General features: G+C 71.2%; 18 protein-coding genes. 10 read left to right on the top strand and 8 right to left on the bottom strand.

Annotated features, from left to right (window positions below):
- On the bottom strand, positions 1-2410 hold a 2410-nt coding region (locus tag AQJ91_RS45840; RefSeq protein WP_079085700.1), incomplete at its 3' end, for a sensor histidine kinase.
- Between the two features lie 372 nt (positions 2411-2782).
- Between AQJ91_RS45840 and AQJ91_RS45835 the strand changes: the two genes are divergently transcribed.
- On the top strand, positions 2783-3568 hold the full coding sequence (locus AQJ91_RS45835; RefSeq protein ID WP_067035480.1) for a protein phosphatase 2C domain-containing protein: 786 nt from the start codon (positions 2783-2785) through the stop codon (positions 3566-3568).
- Positions 3569-3615: 47 nt separating this feature from the next.
- On the opposite strand, the gene AQJ91_RS45830 is transcribed toward AQJ91_RS45835, so the two are convergent.
- Positions 3616-4107, bottom strand: coding sequence for a MarR family winged helix-turn-helix transcriptional regulator (locus AQJ91_RS45830; protein ID WP_067035477.1), 492 nt, complete (start codon positions 4105-4107; stop codon positions 3616-3618).
- 193 nt (positions 4108-4300) lie between these two features.
- The gene (lon, locus tag AQJ91_RS45825) at positions 4301-6733 is read right to left on the bottom strand and encodes an endopeptidase La (RefSeq protein WP_067035475.1); all 2433 of its coding nucleotides are present in this window, start codon (positions 6731-6733) and stop codon (positions 4301-4303) included.
- A 185-nt stretch (positions 6734-6918) separates the two neighbouring features.
- Here lon and AQJ91_RS45820 point away from each other — a divergent pair, with 185 nt between their 5' ends.
- Together AQJ91_RS45820 and AQJ91_RS45815 are read left to right on the top strand one after the other, a co-directional pair.
- Complete coding sequence (locus AQJ91_RS45820) at positions 6919-7275, top strand: zinc ribbon domain-containing protein YjdM (RefSeq protein ID WP_067035496.1); 357 nt, start codon at positions 6919-6921, stop codon at positions 7273-7275.
- A 67-nt stretch (positions 7276-7342) separates the two neighbouring features.
- Complete coding sequence (locus AQJ91_RS45815) at positions 7343-8137, top strand: GNAT family N-acetyltransferase (protein WP_067035472.1); 795 nt, start codon at positions 7343-7345, stop codon at positions 8135-8137.
- Positions 8138-8187: 50 nt separating this feature from the next.
- On the opposite strand, the gene AQJ91_RS45810 is transcribed toward AQJ91_RS45815, so the two are convergent.
- Positions 8188-8847, bottom strand: a complete 660-nt coding sequence (locus tag AQJ91_RS45810) for a rhomboid-like protein (RefSeq protein ID WP_407697054.1) — start codon at positions 8845-8847, stop codon at positions 8188-8190.
- Positions 8848-9046: 199 nt separating this feature from the next.
- On the opposite strand from AQJ91_RS45810, the gene AQJ91_RS45805 reads away from it, so the two are divergent.
- The 5 genes from AQJ91_RS45805 (at position 9047) to AQJ91_RS45785 (ending at position 16265) form a co-directional block, all read left to right on the top strand.
- Entirely contained in the window at positions 9047-9724 is a 678-nt protein-coding gene (locus tag AQJ91_RS45805) for a spermidine synthase family protein (protein ID WP_067035469.1), read from the top strand.
- Between the two features lie 132 nt (positions 9725-9856).
- Positions 9857-10594: a response regulator transcription factor gene (locus AQJ91_RS45800; protein ID WP_067035465.1), complete on the top strand. Its 738-nt coding sequence runs from the start codon at positions 9857-9859 to the stop codon at positions 10592-10594.
- Complete coding sequence (locus AQJ91_RS45795; protein WP_067035462.1) at positions 10591-11697, top strand: HAMP domain-containing sensor histidine kinase; 1107 nt, start codon at positions 10591-10593, stop codon at positions 11695-11697. Before AQJ91_RS45800 ends, AQJ91_RS45795 begins: the two co-directional genes overlap by 4 nt.
- A 281-nt stretch (positions 11698-11978) precedes the next feature.
- Positions 11979-15767 (top strand): multifunctional oxoglutarate decarboxylase/oxoglutarate dehydrogenase thiamine pyrophosphate-binding subunit/dihydrolipoyllysine-residue succinyltransferase subunit, encoded by a 3789-nt coding sequence (locus AQJ91_RS45790; protein ID WP_067035491.1) that lies wholly within the window; start codon positions 11979-11981, stop codon positions 15765-15767.
- Between the two features lie 315 nt (positions 15768-16082).
- A complete protein-coding gene (locus AQJ91_RS45785; protein ID WP_067035457.1) occupies positions 16083-16265 on the top strand; it encodes a DUF6104 family protein in 183 nt (60 codons plus the stop codon).
- 90 nt (positions 16266-16355) lie between these two features.
- On the opposite strand, the gene AQJ91_RS45780 is transcribed toward AQJ91_RS45785, so the two are convergent.
- Positions 16356-17201: a hypothetical protein gene (locus AQJ91_RS45780; RefSeq protein ID WP_067035488.1), complete on the bottom strand. Its 846-nt coding sequence runs from the start codon at positions 17199-17201 to the stop codon at positions 16356-16358.
- 147 nt (positions 17202-17348) lie between these two features.
- Between AQJ91_RS45780 and AQJ91_RS45775 the strand changes: the two genes are divergently transcribed.
- The gene (locus tag AQJ91_RS45775; protein WP_067035454.1) at positions 17349-18383 is read left to right on the top strand and encodes a DUF4097 family beta strand repeat-containing protein; all 1035 of its coding nucleotides are present in this window, start codon (positions 17349-17351) and stop codon (positions 18381-18383) included.
- A gap of 1 nt (position 18384) precedes the next feature.
- Complete coding sequence (locus tag AQJ91_RS45770) at positions 18385-19443, top strand: PadR family transcriptional regulator (RefSeq protein ID WP_067035450.1); 1059 nt, start codon at positions 18385-18387, stop codon at positions 19441-19443.
- 50 nt (positions 19444-19493) lie between these two features.
- Here the strand turns inward: AQJ91_RS45770 and AQJ91_RS45765 are convergent, their stop codons facing one another.
- The 3 genes from AQJ91_RS45765 to AQJ91_RS45755 form a co-directional block, all read right to left on the bottom strand.
- Positions 19494-20066 carry a Clp protease N-terminal domain-containing protein gene (locus tag AQJ91_RS45765; RefSeq protein WP_067035447.1) on the bottom strand — a complete coding sequence of 191 codons (573 nt, stop codon included), beginning with the start codon at positions 20064-20066 and terminating at the stop codon, positions 19494-19496.
- Positions 20066-20275 (bottom strand): helix-turn-helix domain-containing protein, encoded by a 210-nt coding sequence (locus tag AQJ91_RS45760; protein WP_014674937.1) that lies wholly within the window; start codon positions 20273-20275, stop codon positions 20066-20068. Before AQJ91_RS45760 ends, AQJ91_RS45765 begins: the two co-directional genes overlap by 1 nt.
- A 132-nt stretch (positions 20276-20407) precedes the next feature.
- Complete coding sequence (locus AQJ91_RS45755; protein ID WP_067035444.1) at positions 20408-21373, bottom strand: zinc-binding dehydrogenase; 966 nt, start codon at positions 21371-21373, stop codon at positions 20408-20410.
- Between the last annotated feature and the right edge of the window lie 307 nt (positions 21374-21680).

Raw genomic sequence — 21680 nt, 5'->3', positions numbered from 1 at the left:
TAGGTGTCACCGCCTCGGGCTCGGCCGGCGTGGCCCCGGCGGGCGCCACCGGCTCAGACTCAACCGACGTCGCCCCGGCGGGCGCCACCGGCTCGGACTCTCCAGCCGTCGGCTCCTGCTCCGTACGGGGCTCCCCGGCCGTCTCCGACTTCTGTACGGCTTCCTCCGCCAGAGCCACCAGCGGGTCGGCCTCGTGCTCGGGCTCCTTCGGACGGCCCCGGAGGACGTTGGAGTTGGCCTCGGCGTCGGCCCCGGGTAGGGAGAACGTGTGGGTGCCGTCCGCCATCGGGGATGACGACGGGACCGCGGCCGGCGGGGCCGGGGCCAGTAGGGGCTGGGGCAGGACCACCACGGCCGCTACACCGCCCTGCTTCTGCTCGCGCAGCTGGACGCGGACGCCGTGCCGGTGGGCGAGGCGGGCCACGACGTAGAGGCCGAGGCCCAGGCCGTCGTCGCCCTCCTGGTCGTAGGACGTCTCGGGGTCGAAGTCGGCGAGGCGGGAGTTGAGGCGGGCGAGGCGGTTCTCGGTCATGCCGATGCCCTCGTCCTGGACGGAGAGCATGACCTCGCCGTTCTCCAGGAGCCAGCCGGAGACCGCGACGGGCAGGTCCGGCGGGGAGAACGAGCTGGCGTTCTCCATCAGTTCGGCCAGGAGGTGGGACAGGTCGTCCGCGGCGAAGCCCGCCACGTGCGCGTGCGGCGGCAGTGCCGCGATGCGGACGCGCTCGTAGCGTTCGATCTCGCTGACCGCCGCCCGGACCACGTCGACGAGCGGGACCGGTCCCGCGTGCTGCTGGACATGCTCGGTGCCGGCGAGGACGAGGAGGTTCTCGCTGTGCCGGCGCATGACGGTGGCGAAGTGGTCGAGCTTGAAGAGGGTGGCGAGACGGTCCGGATCCTGCTCGCGCTCCTCCAGGCCCTCGATGACGGCGAGTTGACGCTCGACGAGGCCGAGGGTGCGCAGGGCGAGGTTCACGAAGGTGGAGCCGATGCTGTCCCGCAGCCGGTCCAGCTGGGCGGCGGAGTCGGCGAGTTCGGCGCGCAGCTCCTCGCGGGCGTCGGCCATCTTCTGCCGCTGGCCGACGAGGTGTTTGCGGTCGGCCTCCAGGGTGGTGATGCGCTCATGGAGGGCGGCGGCGTGCGCGTGCAGGGCGTTGACGGAGTTGACGACCTGGGCGAACTCGTCCTTGCGGCCGGTGAACTTGACCGGCTCCTCGGCGGCCGGGTCCTCGGCCTGTGCGAGCCGGGCGGAGCCCAGCCGCAGGACGGCCAGCGGTCGGGTGAGGCTGCGGGCCATGCCGGTGGCGACGCCGACGGCGAGCAGCATCAGGGCGCCGAGGATCGCGATGCGGATCTCCAGCGCGGTGACGTCGTCGTCGCGGAGCTGTTCGAGGGCCTTGGTGCGGCGGTCGTAGAGGGCGGACTCCACCCCCCGCATCGAGTCGACACGCGCGGAGAGGGCGGCCTCGGCCCGCTTGGTGTTGGTGGCGAGCTCGCGGTCGGAGAGCGTGGCCTGGTCGGTGAGGGCCTTGAGGTACTTCTCGGCGGTGTTCACCTCGGGACCGGTGACCGTGGAGTCGAACCGCGTCTTCGCCGCATTGGGGGCGGTCTCGCGGAAGTCGGAGAGGGCCGCGTCGGAGCGCAGGCGGGCCTGCTGGGCGGCGGCGGTGAGGGCGTCGCGCAGCTTGGTGTCGGCGTCGGTGGAGGTCGTCCGGGTCGATGCCAGACCCGTGATCGGGTCGATGACCGTCTCGGTCGTACGCGGCACGTTCAGGGCGGCCAGCAGTAGTCCGCGGGCGGCGGCGGCCTGCTGGACTGCGGAGTCCAGCTCTGCGAGGGCGTGTGCGCCGGCGCCCGCGCGGGGCGGCGTCTGCTCGGCCAGGTCCTCGGCGAGCCGGTGCAGTTCGGTGATGGCCGCGGAGTACGCCTGGTGCGCCTCGAGGGCGGTGCTCTGCCCGGTCAGCGCCGACCTGCGCAGGGCCGCGATGCCGTCCAGGTCGGTGAGCAGGGAGGCGGGCGTGTCCGTGTCGGCGCGCAGCTCCTCGACCTGCCGGTCGACGCGGGCGCCGCGCTGCTCCGAGGGTGCCTTGGACTTGGGGCGGCCGGCCGCGATGTACGTGGTGACCTCGTCGCGCTCGTCGGCGAGCGAGTGCGCGAGGGCGAGCGCGTCCTGGGTCTGCTCGGCGAGCGTCACCAGCGCCTGGGAGTCGTGCAGTTCGCTGGAGGCGGCGAACACGGCGGGGGTGCCGGCCCCGGCGATCGCGGCGGCCACGACAGCCACGGCGACGATCAGCCGGTTGCGTACATGGGTGGGGCGGCCCTTGCCCGCGGGGGTGAGGTCGGTCGTGCGCTGCGCGCCCCCCGTGGAGGCCGTCTGCTTGCCTGAGCGACGAGGCCGCGTCTTCTGCACCGGTGCTCGCATTCCTGACTCTTGTTACCCATGGGCTCGGGTGACGCTCCGTCAACTGGTGTGCACACCCGGTACAACGGTTCCCGACCCTCCCAGTGCCGGTGGGCAGTGGTCGTGCATCACCTGACCCGCCACCCGAAGGAGTGAACATCGGAGGGGAGTTGGCGGGCAAGTTCCTCTGGCCTGCGCGGCCACCTTCGACCGGGGGCCGGGTGGACGTCTGCGGCGGGCGGTGGCACTATTCGCCACCACGGCTTCCCGGACCGCACGATTCCGTCCCAAACCTGGCGCCTGACCTGCATGGCTATGCCCATTCGGCAGCTGTCGCCAGCCTTTCGCGCGCCTTGTGGAGGACTCGTGCAGACTGGCCGAATGCGCACTGAGCTTGCTTCGGAGCCCGGCGATCCGGCCCGCCCCAACGAGGACTTCGCAAGTGTCGGACTTCCGGCCTCCGGACAGGGCGGCACGCTCGTGATCCTGGACGGTGTGACGCCGCCGCGGGGCGGTACGGGGTGTCTGCATTCCGTCCCCTGGTTCACCGCACGCCTGGGCGGAGCCCTGACCGAACTGACCGTTTCACTCCCCGATGTTCCCCTCTCGAAGGCCCTGGCCCGCGCCATAGCGCGTACCGCTGAGGCCCACTCCCAAACCTGTGACCTTTCTCACCCACGCACACCACAGGCAACAGTGGTCATGGCGCGCTGGTCATCGGAGTCGTTCGAATACCTGGTCCTGTCCGACTCGGCGCTGCTGGTGGAGTCCCCCGACGGCACGATCACCCCCTACCTGGACGACCGCCTGTCCCGTCTCCCCCGCGCCGCACTGGCCACGGACGCACTGATCGACGCCAACCTCCGCAACAAGGAGGGCGGCTTCTTCACGGCGGCCGCGGATCCGTCGGTGGCGGGCCGGGCGGTGACGGGAGTTCTGCCGCGCGGGGAGATCCGCGCCGTCGCCGCGCTGACGGACGGGGTGACGCGGTGGGTGGAGAAGTTCCGGGAGGGTGACTGGGGGGACTGCTTCACCTTCGTACGCAAGGAGGGCGCCCAGGCGCTGGTGAACCGCGTACGGGCGCTGGAACTCGCCGACACGGAACGGGTGTTCCTGGGGCGGAGCAAGACGCATGACGACGCGACGGTCGTGTACGCGGAGTTGTGAGCCGTCGGGCTTCGGTAGTCACCGCTCGCCCCCTCAGCTCAGCGGGCCTACTTCTCCATCCCGAGGTTCAACTGATGCAGCAGCCGCGCCAGTTCCGCCACCTCACCGCGGTCCCAGTCGGCCAGCCTCCCCGCGTACCGGGCCCGACGGGCCTCCCTCACCTTGCTGACGCGGGAGCGCCCCTCGTCGGTGAGATGCACCAGCCATGCCCGCCCATCCGCGGGATCCGGCTCGCGCGCGACCAGGCCCAGGTCCTCCAGGGCACGCAGCTGGCGGGACATCGTCGCCTTGCCCACACCGATGTACGCGGCGAGTTCCGTCGCCCGCTGCCGACCGCACTCCTCCAGCCGGACCAGCAGGCCGTACGCCGAGGACTCCAGGTCGGGATGGACCTCCCGCGCCATCTCGCCCTGGCTGGCGCGGGCGCGCCGCAGCAGCACCGTCAGCTCGCGCTCCAGCGACAGGTACTCCCGGTCCACAGCGCTCCCCGACGCGTCGGATGCGGCTCGGCGCCCGTCGGCGTTCCCGTCTTCGTGCACGTCAGCCCCTGCCTCGGTTTTCCCGGTCCTGCTTCCCGGTCCTGAAAGTTCCGCCCTACGCCGTCATAGCCCCGGCTCGGTCAGTATTTCCCAGGCTCAGACCAGCGACAGCCGCCAGGCTCCCTTCCACTCATACGGCGAAGGCCCGGGCTCCCTCACGAAAACCCGGGCCTTCCCTATCCGACAGCGTCCGTCACGCCGCCACCGGAACCTCCGGCGCCGCGCCGTTCGTGGCCGGCGACAGCGCCAGCTCCAGGACCTGGCGGACGTCCGTGACGGTGTGGACGTCGAGCTTGTCCAGGACCTCCGCCGGGACGTCGTCCAGGTCGGGCTCGTTGCGCTTGGGGATGATGACGGTGGTGACGCCCGCCCGGTGCGCGGCCAGCAGCTTCTGCTTGACGCCGCCGATCGGGAGGACCCGGCCGGTCAGCGAGACCTCGCCGGTCATCGCCACGTCCGTACGGACCAGGCGGCCGGAGAGCAGCGACGCCAGTGCCGTCGTCATCGTGATGCCCGCGCTCGGGCCGTCCTTGGGTACCGCGCCCGCCGGGAAGTGGATGTGCACGCCCCGGTCCTTCAAGTCGCCCACCGGGAGTTCGAGCTCGGCGCCTCGGCTGCGCAGGAAGCTCAGCGCGATCTGGGCCGACTCCTTCATGACGTCGCCCAGCTGACCCGTGAGGGTCAGGCCGGAAGCGCCCGTCTCCGGGTCCGCCAGCGACGCCTCGACGAACAGCACGTCGCCGCCCGCTCCGGTGACCGCGAGGCCCGTCGCCACGCCCGGCACCGAGGTGCGGCGCTCGGCCGGGTCCTGGGCGGACTCGGGTACGTGGTGCGGCCGTCCGATCAGATCGCGCAGGTCGCCGTCGGTGATGGTGAACGGCAGTTCCCGCCGGCCCAGTTCGTGCTGGGCCGCGACCTTGCGGAGCAGCCGCGCGATGGACCGTTCCAGGTTGCGGACGCCGGCCTCGCGCGTGTACTCGCCGGCCAGCTTGCGCAGCGCGCCCTCGTCGAGCGTGACCTCGTCCTTCTGCAGCCCCGCCCGCTCCAGCTGGCGCGGGAGCAGGTGGTCACGGGCAATGACGATCTTCTCGTCCTCGGTGTAGCCGTCGAGGCGGACCAGCTCCATGCGGTCGAGCAGGGCCTCCGGGATGGCTTCCAGGACGTTCGCCGTCGCGAGGAAGACGACGTCGGACAGGTCGAGCTCGACCTCCAGGTAGTGGTCCCGGAAGGTGTGGTTCTGCGCCGGATCCAGGACCTCCAGGAGCGCCGCCGCCGGGTCGCCACGGTAATCCGAGCCCACCTTGTCGATCTCGTCCAGCAGGACCACCGGGTTCATCGACCCGGCCTCCTTGATGGCACGGACGATACGGCCGGGCAGGGCGCCGACGTACGTACGCCGGTGGCCGCGGATCTCGGCCTCGTCACGGACGCCGCCGAGGGCGACACGGACGAACTTGCGGCCCATGGCGTGCGCCACGGACTCGCCCAGCGAGGTCTTGCCCACTCCGGGCGGGCCGACGAGCGCGAGTACGGCGCCGCCGCGGCGGCCCCCCACCACACCCAGCCCCCGCTCGGAACGGCGCTTGCGCACCGCCAGGTACTCGGTGATCCGCTCCTTCACGTCCTCCAGGCCCGCGTGCTCGGCGTCGAGGACGGCCTGGGCGCCCTGGATGTCGTACTCGTCCTCGGTCCGTTCGTTCCACGGCAGCTCGAGAACCGTGTCCAGCCACGTCCGGATCCACGAGCCCTCGGGCGACTGGTCGCTGGACCGCTCCAGCTTGTCGACCTCCTTGAGCGCGGCCTCGCGGACCTTCTCGGGCAGGTCGGCGGCCTCGACGCGGGCGCGGTAGTCGTCGGACTCCTCGGCAGGATCTTTGCCGGACTCGCCGTTCAGCTCGCGCAGCTCCTTGCGGACCGCTTCGAGCTGGCGGCGCAGCAGGAACTCCCGTTGCTGCTTGTCGACGCCCTCCTGGACGTCCTTGGCGATGGTCTCGGCGACGTCCTGCTCGGCGAGGTGGTCGCGCAGCTGGGTGGTGGCGAGCTTGAGGCGGGCGACCGGGTCGGCGGTCTCCAGGAGCTCGACCTTCTGCTCGGTGCTGAGGAAGGGCGAGTAGCCGGAGTTGTCGGCGAGGGTGGAGACGTCGTCGATGGCCTGGACGCGGTCGACGACCTGCCAGGCGCCGCGCTTGCGCAGCCAGGCGGTGGCGAGGGCCTTGTACTCCTTCACCAGTTCGGTGACCTGGCCCGGCAGCGGCTCGGGCACGGTCTCGTCGATGCGCGTGCCCTCGACCCACAGTGCCGCACCCGGCCCGGTGGTCCCGGCGCCGATCTTCACCCGGCCCCGGCCGCGGATCAGGGCGCCCGGGTCACCGTCGGCAAGGCGGCCGACCTGCTCGACGGTGCCGAGCACGCCGGTGCCGGCGTAGGTCCCGTCGATGCGGGGCACCAGGAGCACCTTCGGCTTCCCGGGCTCGGTGCGGGCGGCGGCCTGGGCGGCCTCCACCGCGGCGCGTACGTCGGCGTCGTTCAAGTCGAGCGGAACCACCATTCCGGGCAGCACGACCTCGTCGTCGAGCGGCAGCACAGGCAGGGCGAGCGGTGTGAACGCCGTGGACTCAGCAGCCATGATCTCCCCTTCGGCAGTCAAGTTGAGTTATGCCGACTCAATGCCTGGCGGACCTTGATTGTTCCCCGGCCCTCGTTCGCTCTCAGCGATCGTCCACGACACACGCTGTGACCTCGCACTTCGCGGCGGCGGAAGGCCCGCGCTCACCGGACGCCGTCCGCCCCTGGCTGAAATACACTCGTGCCGTGACCGACACCCTGCCTCCGTGCCCCGAGTGCTCCAGCGCGTACACCTACGAGATGGGCGCCCTCCTGATCTGCCCCGAATGCGGCCACGAGTGGTCGCCCGCCTCCTCCGAGGCCGAGGGCACCCCCGCCGAGGCCGGGGTGATCCGGGACGCGGTCGGCAATGTCCTCGCCGACGGCGACACGGTCACGGTGATCAAGACCCTGAAGGTCAAGGGCAGCCCGTCCGGCATCAAGGCCGGCACCAAGGTCCGCAACATCCGCCTGGTGGACGGCGTGGACGGCCACGACATCGACTGCAAGGTGGAGGGCTTCGGCCCGATGCAGCTCAAGTCGAGCGTGGTCAAGAAGGCCTGAGCCGCCGCCTCGCGGCCTGCTCCGAAAACCGGTTGCCGCGGCGCGCACCATGCATGACCGTCGCCCCGTGACAGACACGAAGATCTTGCTCGCGGCCTACGACGGCCAGATGCGCGGCGCACCGCCGCACCCGCCCGCCGGGGTGACGTACGAACAGGACGGTCCGCTGCTGCGGATCGTCGGCGGCTTCCGGGGCCTGGTCAGCGGCCCGCGCGCCCTGGGAGTCACCGGGGCCGAGCTCGACCGGCTGATAGCCCGCCAGCGCGACCACTTCGCCGCGCGCGGTGAGGCCGTGGAGTGGAAGACGCGGGGCCACGACGACCCGGCGGACCTGACGGAACGGCTGCGTGCGGCCGGCTTCGCGCCCGAGGACCGGGAGACGGTGCTCGTCGGACGCGCCGCCGACATGGCCGTGCGGGAGCCCGTTCTGCCGGAGGGTGTGACGCTGCGGCGGGTCACGCGAGCCGCGGACATGCGCCGTGTCGCGGACATGGAGTCGGCCGTCTGGGGCCAGGACATGGGCTGGATCGCCACGGACCTGACCGGGCGGGTCACCGCCGCTCCGGACGAGATCGCGGTCTACGTCGCCGAGGCGGACGGCGTGGTGGTCTCCGCGGCCTGGCTGGTGTTCCGGACCGGCACCGAGTTCGCGAGCCTGTGGGGCGGCTCCACGCTCGCCGACTGGCGGGGCCGGGGCATCTACCGCGCCCTCGTCACCGCCCGCGCCGCCCGCGCCGCCGCCCGCGGGGTCGACTACCTGCACGTCGACGCCTCCGACGACAGCGCGCCCATCCTGCGCCGGCTCGGCTTCGAGGCGGTGACGACGACCACGCCGTACGTCTGGTCCCCGACGGGCGCCTGACGGACGTACCGCGATCGCATCGCGGGGGCGGCGGCGCGGAGTTCGGGTGGCTAGGGGGCCGTCCGCGCCCGGTACCGGCGCCGGGTCAGCGGCCAGGTCGCGATCCCGATGGCCAGGGAGATCAGGCGCCCCCAACTGGTCATGGGGTCCGCGAAGTCGACCAGGTCCTGGACCAGCATCCCGCCGAACAGCACCAGCACCGACCGGCGCAGCCACGGCGTCAGCAGCCCGGCCAGCACCGCGAACCCCACCGGAACCTCGGTCGCGAGAGTGGCCGGCAGATGCCCGAGGAGAAACACCCCGGCCGCACGCAGCCCGCCAATCCGCCGCTCCAGCGCGGTGAGCACGAGCAGGAAGCACACGGCGTACGGCGACACGTTGCCGCCCGCGACCCACAGCGCACTGGCCACCGACACCAGCCCGGGCGTCCGCACCAGGTGGACCACATCGGTACTGGAGCCCTGGTGCAGGGCATGGACGAGGGCCGGATCGGCGCAGGCGACGACGAGCGAGGTGCCGGCGAGGACGGTGGCGTAACCGAAGGTGAACGGCGTACCGGTGGGAGTGGGGAGCAGACGCCAGGGGCGGAAGCGGCGAGTTCGGGGAGCGGGGGCGTCGGTCGCGCTCGGGGCTGCGAGAAGGCCGGCAGCGACGTCGCCCACGGCCAGGGCGGCGGGAGCGGCAGCACCAGCCCGCCGCTGCCCCGGCACCCCGTCCAACAACCCAACGGCATCGGGAAAGCACGCGTCAGGCGGCGCAGTCGGCTTCAAGGTGAGGCGCTCCTTCCGGTTCCCCTGGGCCTCACCCTTGGCACCGCGTCCGCGCTGCCTATGACCGGCGCCACTCCTGAGCCGATTCTCAGCAAGCTCTCGAGGAACCCCACCCCGCGAACACTGCAAAAATGGTCCGATGCCCACCTCGTACGACATCCCCGAAGTCCTGGACCGTCGCGAGGGCCCTCACGGCGAGGTCGTCCTCCGGCGGCACGGCGAGTTGCTGCAGATCATCGCGAACGGCTGTTTCCTGATGGACACTTCCGACGGACGTTCGGAGCGGCTGCTCGTCGACGCCGCGCTCGGTGCGCTCGACGGACGCGTGGCGCCGGACCTGCTGATCGGAGGGCTGGGCGTCGGGTTCTCGCTCGCACACGCAGCCGCGCAGCCCAGGTGGGGCCGGATCGCGGTCGTCGAGCGGGAACGGGCCATCGTCGAGTGGCATCTTGACGGGCCCTTGGGCGGGATTTCCGGTGACGCACTCGCCGATCCGCGCACGGAGATTCTGAAAATCGACCTGGTCGGATACGTCAATGAGACATCCGACACGTACGACGCCCTGTGTCTCGACATCGACAACGGCCCCGACTGGACCGTCACCGAGGACAATCACGGACTGTACTCACCGGCCGGACTGGCAAGCTGTGCAAGGGTGTTGAGGCCGGGAGGGGTGCTCGCTGTATGGTCTGCGCAGCCCTCTCCGGAATTTGAAGGATCCCTATGGAATGCCGGGTTCCAACAGGTGCGTACCGAAGAGATCCCGGTTGCCCGGGGCGTTCCGGACGTCGTACACCTCGCCGTCCGACCTGGATAGCCGAGGCACGGTGACTCCCCGTACTCTGCTCACCTGACGCGGATCATTCAAGCGTCAATCGCAAGCATGCGCAGGCATAGCCAGATAGCGGGATCACCCCACGGATTCCGGAAAGCAACTTTGGGGCGGGCGATGGAGCAGACACACACCTCCCACAACGGCACGACGGCGACCCCGGGCGCACAGCGCCGGGTCCTGGTGGTCGAGGACGATCCGACCATCGTGGACGCCATCGCGGCCCGCCTGCGCGCCGAGGGATTCCTCGTGCAGACAGCGGGTGACGGTCCGGCGGCGGTCGACACGGCCGAGGCCTGGCAGCCCGACCTGCTGATCCTCGACATCATGCTGCCTGGCTTCGACGGCCTGGAGGTCTGCCGTCGGGTGCAGGCCCAGCGGCCGGTGCCGGTACTGATGCTCACCGCGCGCGACGACGAGACCGACATGCTGGTCGGGCTCGGCGTCGGCGCCGACGACTACATGACCAAGCCGTTCTCCATGCGGGAGCTGGCGGCACGGGTGCATGTGCTGCTGCGTCGGGTGGAGCGGGCCGCGCTGGCCGCCGCGACGCCGCGCAGCGGCATCCTGCGGCTCGGCGAGCTGGAGATCGACCACGCGCAGCGGCGGGTGCGGGTGCGCAGCGACGACGTGCACCTCACACCCACCGAGTTCGACCTTCTGGTGTGCCTGGCGAACACCCCGCGCGCGGTGCTCTCCCGGGAGCAGCTGCTCGCCGAGGTGTGGGACTGGGCGGACGCCTCCGGCACGCGCACGGTCGACAGCCACATCAAGGCACTGCGCCGGAAGATCGGCGCCGAGCGGATCCGCACGGTGCACGGCGTGGGCTACGCCCTGGAGACGCCGACGCCATGAGTGACGGGCCGGCCGCACGGAGGAGCCCCGGGGAGCCCTGGGGTGGCGTACGCCCGTTCTCGATCAAGACCAAGCTCGGTGCGCTGGTCGTCACCTCGGTCCTGATCACCACCGGGCTGTCGATGATCGCGGTGCGCACCAAGACAGAGCTGCGCTTCATCATGGTCTTCTCGATGATCGCCACACTGCTCATCACGCAGTTCGTGGCGCACTCACTCACCGCGCCGCTGGACGACATGAACGCGGTGGCCCGCTCGATCTCGCACGGCGACTACACACGCCGGGTGCGCGAGAGCCGCCGCGACGAGCTCGGCGACCTGGCCGTCACGATCAACCGCATGGCCGACGAGCTGGAGGCCCAGGACCGGCAGCGCAAGGAGCTGGTGGCGAACGTCTCGCACGAGCTGCGCACCCCCATCGCGGGACTACGGGCCGTACTGGAGAACGTGGTGGACGGCATCGCCGCCGCCGACCCCGAGACGATGCGTACGGCGCTGAAACAGACGGAGCGGCTGGGCCGGCTGGTGGAGACGCTGCTGGACCTGTCCCGGCTGGACAACGGGGTCGTACCCCTTCGGGGGCGGCGGTTCGAGGTGTGGCCGTATCTGTCGGGCGTGCTGAAGGAGGCCAACATGGTCGTCTCGGCGCGCGGGGGCATCGCCTCGGGCTCCGGCAGTCACACCCGTACGGACGTCCATCTGCACCTCGACGTCTCCCCGCCGGAGCTGACCGCGCACGCCGACCCGGAGCGCATCCACCAGGTCGTCTCCAACCTCATCGACAACGCGGTCAAGCACAGTCCGCCGCACGGCCGGGTCACCGTCAGGGCGCGGCGCGGGCCGCAGCCGGAGTCGCTGGAGCTGGAGGTGCTGGACGAGGGCCCCGGCATTCCGAAGTCGGAGTGGCACCGGGTCTTCGAGCGGTTCAACCGGGGTGCCGTGCGCTCACCGCACGGTCCGGGCAGCGACGGCGGCACGGGCCTCGGCCTGGCGATCGCGCGCTGGGCGGTGGATCTGCACGGTGGCGGGATCAGGGTGGCCGAATCCGAGCGGGGTTGCCGGATTCTTGTCACCCTTCCGGGCGAGCCTTCTGTGCCAAGTTGACGTAAAGTTCGAAGCGGAGCCACAAGATCCATGGGCGTCCGCGCTGACGGACACGTGTGATCAGGGACGGACCCGCGCCTTCCGCGCGCCGGGCCGGGCCCGACGCATCCCTTCTGTAGCGGAACCTCGCTCGATTCCCGCCATTTCCGGGCCCGAAACGCGCTTTCCGATGTGACTTACACGACGATGAACCGGCCCGACCTGACCTTCACCGTCATGGAGGCGTAGCCTTTATTCCCGCTGTCCATCACCTTGTGAAGCGGAAGAGGGCGGTTGCCGCCGTGTCGCCACAGTCCCCCAGTAACTCGAGCATCTCCACCGACGCCGATCAAGCGGGCAAGAGCCCCGCTGCCGCGTTCGGTGCCAACGAGTGGCTCGTCGACGAGATCTATCAGCAGTACCTCCAGGACCCGAACTCGGTAGACCGAGCCTGGTGGGACTTCTTCGCCGACTACAAGCCGGGAGCGGCCGCCGCTCCGGCTGCGGCGGGTACTGCGGCCGCGGGGGCCGCAGAGACCACCACCACGGCTCCGGCTCCGGCGGCACCCGCCGCCCCGGCCGCGGCTGCTCCGGCCGCTCCCGCTCCGGCCCCCGCGGCCCCGAAGCCCGCGGCCGCCGCTCCGGCGCCCGCGAAGGCCGCCGCCCCGGCTCCGGCCGCCAAGCCGAAGGCCGCGCCCGCCGCGGCGCCGGCTGCGCCGGCCGCCGGCCCCGAGCTGGTGACGCTGCGCGGTCCCGCCGCCGCGGTCGCGAAGAACATGAACGCCTCGCTGGAGCTGCCCACGGCCACGTCCGTGCGCGCGGTCCCGGTGAAGCTGCTGTTCGACAACCGCATCGTCATCAACAACCACCTGAAGCGCGCCCGGGGCGGGAAGATCTCCTTCACCCACCTCATCGGCTACGCGATGGTGCAGGCCATCAAGGCCATGCCGTCGATGAACTACTCCTTCGCGGAGAAGGACGGCAAGCCGACCCTGGTCAAGCCCGCACACATCAACTTCGGCCTGGCCATCGACCTGGTGAAGCCCAACGGCGACCGCCAGCTCGTCGTCGCCGGCATCAAGAAGGCCGACACGCTGAACTTCTTCGAGTTCTGGCAGGCCTACGAGGACATCGTCCGCCGCGCCCGCGACGGCAAGCTGACGATGGACGACTTCACCGGCGTCACGGTCTCCCTGACCAACCCCGGCGGCCTCGGCACCGTCCACTCCGTACCGCGTCTGATGCCCGGCCAGTCGGTCATCATGGGCGTCGGCTCGATGGACTACCCGGCGGAGTTCCAGGGCACGTCCCAGGACACCCTGAACAAGCTCGGCATCTCGAAGGTCATGACGCTCACGTCGACCTACGACCACCGGGTCATCCAGGGCGCCGCGTCCGGCGAGTTCCTGCGCATCGTCGCGAACTACCTTCTCGGCGAGAACGGCTTCTACGACGAGATCTTCGAGGCCCTGCGCATCCCCTACGAGCCGGTCCGCTGGCTCAAGGACATCGACGCCTCGCACGACGACGACGTCACCAAGGCCGCCCGGGTCTTCGAGCTGATCCACTCCTACCGGGTCCGCGGCCATGTCATGGCCGACACCGACCCGCTGGAGTACCGCCAGCGCAAGCACCCCGACCTGGACATCACCGAGCACGGGCTCACCCTGTGGGACCTGGAGCGCGAGTTCGCGGTCGGCGGGTTCTCGGGCAGGTCCCTGATGAAGCTGCGCGACATCCTCGGCGTACTGCGCGACTCGTACTGCCGCACCACCGGCATCGAGTTCATGCACATCCAGGACCCGAAGCAGCGCAAGTGGATCCAGGACCGCATCGAGCGCTCGCACTCCAAGCCGGAGCGCGAGGAGCAGCTGCGGATCCTGCGCCGGCTGAACGCCGCGGAGGCCTTCGAGACCTTCCTGCAGACGAAGTACGTCGGCCAGAAGCGCTTCAGCCTGGAGGGCGGCGAGTCCGTCATCCCGCTGCTGGACGCCGTGCTGGACTCGGCCGCCGAGTCCCGCCTGGACGAGGTCGTCATCGGCATGGCCCACCGCGGCCGGCTGAACGTCCTCGCCAACATCGTCGGCAAGTCGTACGCGCAGATCTTCCGCGAGTTCGAGGGCAACCTCGACCCGAAGTCGATGCACGGCTCCGGCGACGTGAAGTACCACCTGGGCGCCGAAGGCATCTTCACCGGCCTGGACGGCGAGCAGATCAAGGTGTCGCTGGCCGCGAACCCGTCCCACCTGGAGACGGTCGACCCGGTCATCGAGGGCATCACCCGCGCCAAGCAGGACATCATCAACAAGGGCGGCACGGACTTCACGGTCCTGCCGGTGGCCCTGCACGGCGACGCGGCCTTCGCGGGCCAGGGCGTGGTGGCCGAGACCCTGAACATGTCGCAGCTGCGCGGCTACCGCACCGGCGGCACGGTCCACATCGTCATCAACAACCAGGTCGGCTTCACGGCCGCCCCGGAGTCCTCGCGCTCGTCGATGTACGCGACGGACGTGGCGAGGATGATCGAGGCCCCGATCTTCCACGTGAACGGCGACGACCCGGAGGCCGTGGTCCGTGTGGCCCGCCTGGCCTTCGAGTTCCGCCAGGCGTTCAACAAGGACGTGGTGATCGACCTCATCTGCTACCGCCGCCGCGGTCACAACGAGTCGGACAACCCGGCCTTCACCCAGCCGCTGATGTACGACCTGATCGACAAGAAGCGCTCGGTGCGCAAGCTGTACACCGAGTCCCTGATCGGTCGCGGCGACATCACCCTGGAAGAGGCCGAGCAGGCCCTGCAGGACTACCAGGGCCAGCTGGAGAAGGTCTTCACGGAGGTCCGCGAGGCGGTCGCGCAGCCGGCCGCGGCTCCCGTGCCGGACCCGCAGGCGGAGTTCCCCGTCGCCGTGAGCACCGCGATCTCCTCGGAGACCGTGAAGCGGATCGCCGAGTCCCAGGTCAACATCCCCGACCACTTCCACGTCCACCCGCGTCTGCTGCCGCAGCTGCAGCGCCGGGCGACGATGGTCGAGGACGGCACCATCGACTGGGGCATGGGCGAGACGCTGGCGATCGGTTCGCTGCTGCTCGAGGGCACCCCGGTCCGGCTGTCCGGCCAGGACTCGCGCCGAGGCACCTTCGGTCAGCGTCACGCGGTCCTCATCGACCGTGAGACGGGCGACGACCACACCCCGCTGCAGTACCTCTCCGACGACCAGGCCCGCTACAACGTCTACGACTCCCTGCTCTCCGAGTACGCGGTCATGGGCTTCGAGTACGGCTACTCGCTCGCCCGTCCCGACGCGCTCGTGATGTGGGAGGCGCAGTTCGGCGACTTCGTCAACGGCGCGCAGACGGTGGTCGACGAGTACATCTCGGCGGCGGAGCAGAAGTGGGGCCAGCTGTCCGGCGTCACACTGCTCCTCCCGCACGGCTACGAGGGCCAGGGCCCGGACCACTCCTCGGCCCGTGTCGAGCGGTTCCTGCAGCTGTGCGCGCAGAACAACATGACGGTCGCCATGCCGACCCTCCCGTCGAACTACTTCCACCTCCTGCGGTGGCAGGTGCACAACCCGCACCACAAGCCGCTGGTGGTCTTCACCCCGAAGTCGATGCTGCGCCTCAAGGCCGCCGCGTCGAAGACGGAGGAGTTCACGTCGGGTCAGTTCCGCCCGGTCATCGGCGACTCGACGGTGGACGCGGCCGCGGTCCGCAAGGTCGTCTTCGTGGCGGGCAAGCTGTACTACGACCTGGAGGCCGAGCGCGCCAAGCGCGGCGCCACGGACATCGCGATCATCCGCGTCGAGCGCCTGTACCCGCTGCCGGGTGCCGAGCTCCAGGCGGAGATCGCCAAGTACCCGAACGTCGAGAAGTACCTGTGGGCCCAGGAGGAGCCGGCCAACCAGGGCGCCTGGCCGTTCATCGCCCTGAACCTGATCGACCACCTGGACCTCGCGGTCGGCGCGGACATCCCGCACGGCGAGCGCCTGCGCCGCATCTCGCGGCCGCACGGCTCGTCCCCGGCGGTGGGTTCCGCGAAGCGGCACCAGGCCGAGCAGGAGCAGCTGGTGCGGGAGGTGTTCGAGGCCTGAGCCTCTGAACACCATCGGCACGACGGGCCCCGCCCCGAGTCCTCGCGACTCGGGGCGGGGCCCCGCTCGTGGGGCCCCGGCCCCGCCGTAGCAGCTGGTCGCGAGCCTCCGGCCCGCCAGATTCCGCGCCGAGCAGCTCGCGGGCGGACGACAGCTCGCCCGCGGCCTCGTGCAGCAGCGCCGGGTCACCGGTCAGCGGCGCCAGTTCCCGGACGAGCCTGGCCCTGCCCGCGACGGGCACACGGCACTCCGGCCCCGTGCGGCGGGATAGCCTGGGAGGGTTCGTCACCGTCACTTTTTCCTTGCGGAGCACCCGTGTACTTCACCGACCGCGGCATAGAGGAGCTCGAGAAGCGGCGCGGCGAGGAGGAGGTCACCTTCGAGTGGCTCGCCGAGCAGCTGCGGACCTTCGTCGACCTCAACCCGGACTTCGAGGTGCCGGTGGAGCGGCTGGCGACGTGGCTGGCCCGGCTGGACGACGAGGACGACGACGCGTAGGCCCGGCTCATATCGTCGCCGAGGGCGCCCCTGGGGGCGCCCTTCGTGCTTCCGGGGGCCGGTGACGGCCGTTGTCCGGGGCTGGTGCCGTCAGTCGCGTGGGTGAGTGACGTCGTACGCCAGCCCCAGCGCGCCGTGGGCGAGGAGCAGGGCGCCCGCGGCGATCCAGCCGCCGCTGCGCCGCCGTACGCCCCAGGCGGCGAGCGGCAGGCCGGCCGCCATCTGGGCCAGGGCCAGGGCGCGCGACTCGGGGGTGCCGACCCAGGGGAGCCAGGGGGTCAGCAGGGTGTCGGCGACGGTTTCGAGTTCGCCGCGGACCGTGTCGCGCCAGCCCTCCCCTTCGATCTGGCGGGCGTGCGGATGGGCGCGGGCGGCCTCGCGGAGGCGGCCGGCGGGTTCGCCGGGGGCGAGGCCGGCGGGCAGGGCGACTCCCGCGCGCGTGAGGACGGCGAGCAGGCGACGCACGCGTGCCCGGGCGTCGGCCTCGGGGTCCGGTTTCGTCAGCTGGTCGAGGGACTGCATGTCCAGAACCGGGTCGAGGCCGAGGCGGGCGGCGAAGGTGCGCATGGCCTCGTCCTCGCCGGCCGGGGTGCCGTTGGCGAGCCAGACATAGCCGACGGGGCTGCGGAAGCCGGCGGCCAGGGTGTAGCCGGCGCGGTCGGCGTCCCACCACAGGGCGAGGACGGGCCAGGGCGCACCGACGGCCAGTGCGGTGGCCCAGCCGCCCAGCACACGGTCGACCGGTTCGTCGCCGTGCAGCCAGGGCCCGCCCTCGGGGACGAGCACACTCCAGTCCCGGCCGGCCGGGGCGAGCAGCATGCGTTCACGCAGCAGCCGGGCGGCGGGGGCGACGGACCCGGGCACCCCCCGGCAGAGCAGCAGGGCGCCCGAGGCGGGACCGGTCCGGCGGCCGGCCTGGAACTCTTCCGTCGACATGGTCACACGCTAGGGCGATTCACCCACTTTGAGCACTTTTGAGGGCTCGAGTATCCCCAGAACGGGTGTCTTGACTTTCCTCCGCCGCGATATATCGTGAGTAGCAGAAGACGCGATATGGCGCGTTGGGACGGGGAGGTCCGCAGCATGTCCGAGTGGTCGGTGACAGAGCCCAGGAAGCTCACCTTCGACGAGCCCGTACGCGAACTCCAGGTGCGCATCGTCAGTGGCACGGTGAACGTCGTGGGGACGGACGAAGGTTCCGCCCGCCTGGAGGTGTCCGAGATCAAGGGCCCGCCCCTGGTGGTGACCCAGCAGGACGGCGCGCTCACGGTGGCGTACGACGACCTGCCCTGGAAGGGCTTCCTCAAGTGGCTCGACCGCAAGGGTTGGCGGCGCAGCGCGGTCGTCTCCCTGGCGGTGCCGGCCGACACCCGGATCGAGGTGGGCGTGGTCGACGCCGGGGCCGTCGTGTCCGGGATCAGCGGGCCGTCGTCGGTGAAGGGCGTCACCGGCGACACGACCCTCGTCGCGCTCTCCGGCCCGGTCCGCGCCGACACGGTCTCCGGGAACCTGGAGGCCCAGGCCGTCACCGGCGACCTCCGGTTCAACTCCGTCTCCGGCGACCTCACCGTCGTCGAGGGCTCGGGCTCCGCCGTGCGGGCCGACTCGGTCAGCGGCTCCATGATCGTCGACCTCGACCCGGACGGCCCGACCCAGATCAGCCTCACCAGCGTCTCGGGCGAGATCGCGATCCGGCTCCCGGCCCCGGCGGACGCCGACGTCGAGGCGAACACCGCGAGCGGCACGATCTCCAACGCCTTCGACGGACTCCGGGTGCACGGCCAGTGGGGCGCCCACCGCATCACCGGCCGCCTCGGCGACGGCACGGGCAAGCTGCGGGCGACGACGGTGTCCGGCTCGATCGCCCTACTGCGCCGACCGCCCGGGGAGGACCAGGAGGAGCCATGGGACGCCGGGAGCGACAAGAACACCACGGATGCCACGGCCGCAACGGATACCAAGGCTGCCGAGGACACCAGGGACGCGGGTGCGCCGGTGGCGGACGCCACCCCGGGGGGCAGCACGCGGAGCGACTCGGGGGACAATTCCGTTTCCGGTCAGGACGCCGACCCCACCAGCACCCCGGCCGACGGCACGACCGACAAGAAGGTGCTCTGACATGCCCCCCGTCTTCGCCCACGGCCGCCTCCGCCTCTACCTGCTGAAGCTGCTGGACGAGGCCCCGCGCCACGGCTACGAGGTGATCCGCCTCCTCGAGGAACGCTTCCAGGGGCTGTACGCACCGTCGGCCGGCACCGTGTACCCGCGCCTGGCCAAGCTGGAGGCCGAGGGCCTGGTCACGCACACCACCGAGGGCGGCCGCAAGGTGTACGCCATCACGGACGCGGGCCGCGCCGAACTGGCCGACCGCAGTGGCGAACTGGCCGACCTGGAGCTGGAGATCCGCGAGTCGGTCGCCGAGCTCGCCGCGGAGATCAAGGCCGATGTGCGGGGCGCGGCGGGCGACCTGCGGCGCGAGGTACGGGCGGCGGCCACCGAGGCCCGCCGCGGCGCCGGGACCAGGGCGCGCGGTGAACAGGACGCCCCCTTCGGAGACTTCACGGACTACACCGACAAGGAGGCGTGGCGCGCCGCCAAGGAGGAGATGCGCCGCGCCAAGCAGGAGTGGAAGGAGCAGGCCCGGCGCGCGAAGGACGAGAGCCGCCGGGCCCGCGACGAGGCCCAGCGGGCCCGGCGTCAGGCCAAGGAGGCACAGGAGCGGGCCCGGACGCAGGCGCAGGAGGAGATGCAGCGCATCGCCCGGCGGGTCCAGGAGCAGGTCCAGGACCATTTCTCACGCGGCGACTGGCCGACGGGGGTACGCGAGGGCCTGACCGAACTGGCCAAGGAGTTCGGCGAGTTCGGAAAGGACTTCGGCAAGGAGTTCGGAAAGGACTTCGGCTTCGGACGACCCGGCACCGAACGACCGGACCGGGAACCGGACTACTCCGACACCCCTGAGGACTTCCCCGCCGACCACGAACCCTCCTGGGCCCACGAGCCCTCCTCCGGCGACCCGGCCCGCGACCTGGACCGCCTGCTGGACCGCTTCCGCGACGACATCCGCGACGCGGCCCGCGACCACGGCGTAACAGCGGACCAACTCCGCGACGCCCGCCGCCACTTGTCGACGGCGGCGGCACACATCGGAGTCGTACTGCGGACGCCGCACACCTGACCCCGGACGCCCGCCGCAGGGGCGGACGAACGGCGCCGCCCCGCAGCCCCCTAGCCGGCCTTCGCCTCTCCCCCGCCGTAGAGCACCCGTGTCAGCGCCTCGTACGTCACCCCGTGGTCGGCGAGGACCTCCGCGGGTACGCCGGGGCGGGCCGTCAGGGCCAGCAGGATGTGTTCGTCGCCGATGTGCCGGTCGCGGTGGGCGACGGCGATGCGCAGGCTCTTTTCCAGTACCTCCTTGGCGCCCCTGCTGAAGCTGCGGCGCCCCGACCACCACCCCTTGTCCTTCCGGTCGCCGGACATCGCCCCGACGCCATGCGTCTCCTCCACCCGGGCGACGATCTCGGAGACGTCGATCCCCAGTCCGGCCAGTGCCTCCGCCTCGGCCTGGGACAGCCCGGCCCGCCGGCGCGCGTCGTCCAGCGCCCGCCGCACCGACCGGACCGCCTCCTCGCGCCCGCCGACCCCGAGCACGGCCAGCGCGAACGAGGCACGGCTGGCCTCCCGGTCGAGGAGCGCGTGCAGCAGGTGCTCGGCGTCGACGGTCTGCGCCCCGGCCCCCTCGGCGTGCTCGACCGCACCCGTCACCACCGCGCGGGCGTCCTTCGTGAACCGCTCGAACATCAATGCCTCCCGTACTTCTTGTGCACGGCCTGCCTGCTCACGCCGAGTTCCGCGGCGATCTCCTGCCACGACCAGCCCTGATTGCGCGCACTGCGCACCTGCACCGCCTCCAGCTGCTCCAGCAGCCGGCGCAACGCGGCGACGGCACGCAGGCCGACCCGTGGATCACGGTCACCGGCACGCTCGGCGAGATCTGTTGCCTCACTCATGATGTCAACCTACGTTGACACGCCATACCTGTCAACCATGGTTGACGCATGTCACGCCAACGGCCGGCCCGGAAACCCGGACCGGCCGTCGGTGTCACCTCAGTCGGTGTTGCCTCAGCCGTTGGTGTTGCCTCAGCCGTTGGTGAGCACGATCTTCCCGAACTGCTCCCCCGACTCCATCCGAGCGAAGCCCTCCCGGGCCCGGTCCATCGGGAGCACCTCGTCGATCACGGGACGTACGCCCGTGGCGGCGCAGAAGGAGAGCAGGTCCTCGAGCTCGTCCTTGGTGCCCATCGTGGAACCGACGATCTTGAGCTCCAGGAAGAAGACCCGGGTGAGTTCGGCGTGCGAGGGACGGTCGCCGCTGGTGGCACCGGAGATGACGAGCGTGCCACCGGGGCGCAGGGACTTCACGGAGTGCGACCAGGTGGCCGCGCCGACGGTCTCGATGACGGCGTCCACCCGCTGCGGCAGCCGCGCACCCGGCTCCACCGCGTCGACGGCACCCAGTTCCACCGCCCGCTTCCGCTTGGCCTCGTCCCGGCTGGTGGCGAAGACGCGCAGTCCGGCGGCCTTGCCGAGCACGATGGCGGCGGTGGCGACACCACCACCGGCGCCCTGCACCAGCACGGAATCGCCGGGCCGTACCCCGGCGTTGGTGAAGAGCATCCGGTACGCCGTCAGCCAGGCGGTGGGAAGACAGGCGGCCTCCGCGAAGGAGAGCTCCTTGGGCTTGGGCAGGACGTTCCACGTCGGCACGGCGACCTGCTCGGCGAACGTGCCCTGGTAGCGCTCGGTGAGGATGGAGCGAGGCTCTTTGGTGCCGACGCCGTAGCCGGTCTGGCCGATGACGGAGTGCAGGACGACCTCGTTGCCGTCCTCGTCGACACCGGCGGCGTCACAGCCGAGGATCATCGGCAGCCTGTCCTCCGGGAGGCCTACGCCACGGAGGGACCAGAGGTCGTGGTGATTGAGGGAGGCGGCCCTGACGTCGACGGTACTCCAGCCGGGGCGGGCCTCAGGGGCTGGGCGCTCCCCCAACTCCAGGCCGGAGAGCGGCTGGTCGCGGTCGATTCGGGCGGCGTAGACAGCGAACATGACCTTGACGATAGGGGTCACATGCGCCGCGCGGAACCGTACGCCCCTGTGACACACGCCCTCTTGCCCGCACGCCGACGCGGATGCGGCCCTCGCTGGGGGCTCCGCCCCCAAACCCCCGGCCTATGCCCACCCACCACCCGTCTCGGTCGGGAGAGGGGCGCACGACTGAACCACCCAAGAGCCCCACGCCGCCTCAGCCGCCCAGGACACACGCCCAACTGACACCCACCCCACCCCACCCCCGACATCCACACCCGCCAACACCGAGCCCCCACCCGCCATCACCACCCACCACCCACCACCC

This window comes from Streptomyces dysideae, assembly GCF_001514305.1.
GTDB lineage: Bacteria > Actinomycetota > Actinomycetes > Streptomycetales > Streptomycetaceae > Streptomyces > Streptomyces dysideae.
Note: the sequence above shows the minus strand (reverse complement) of the source record. Positions and strands in the feature narration are given on the sequence as shown.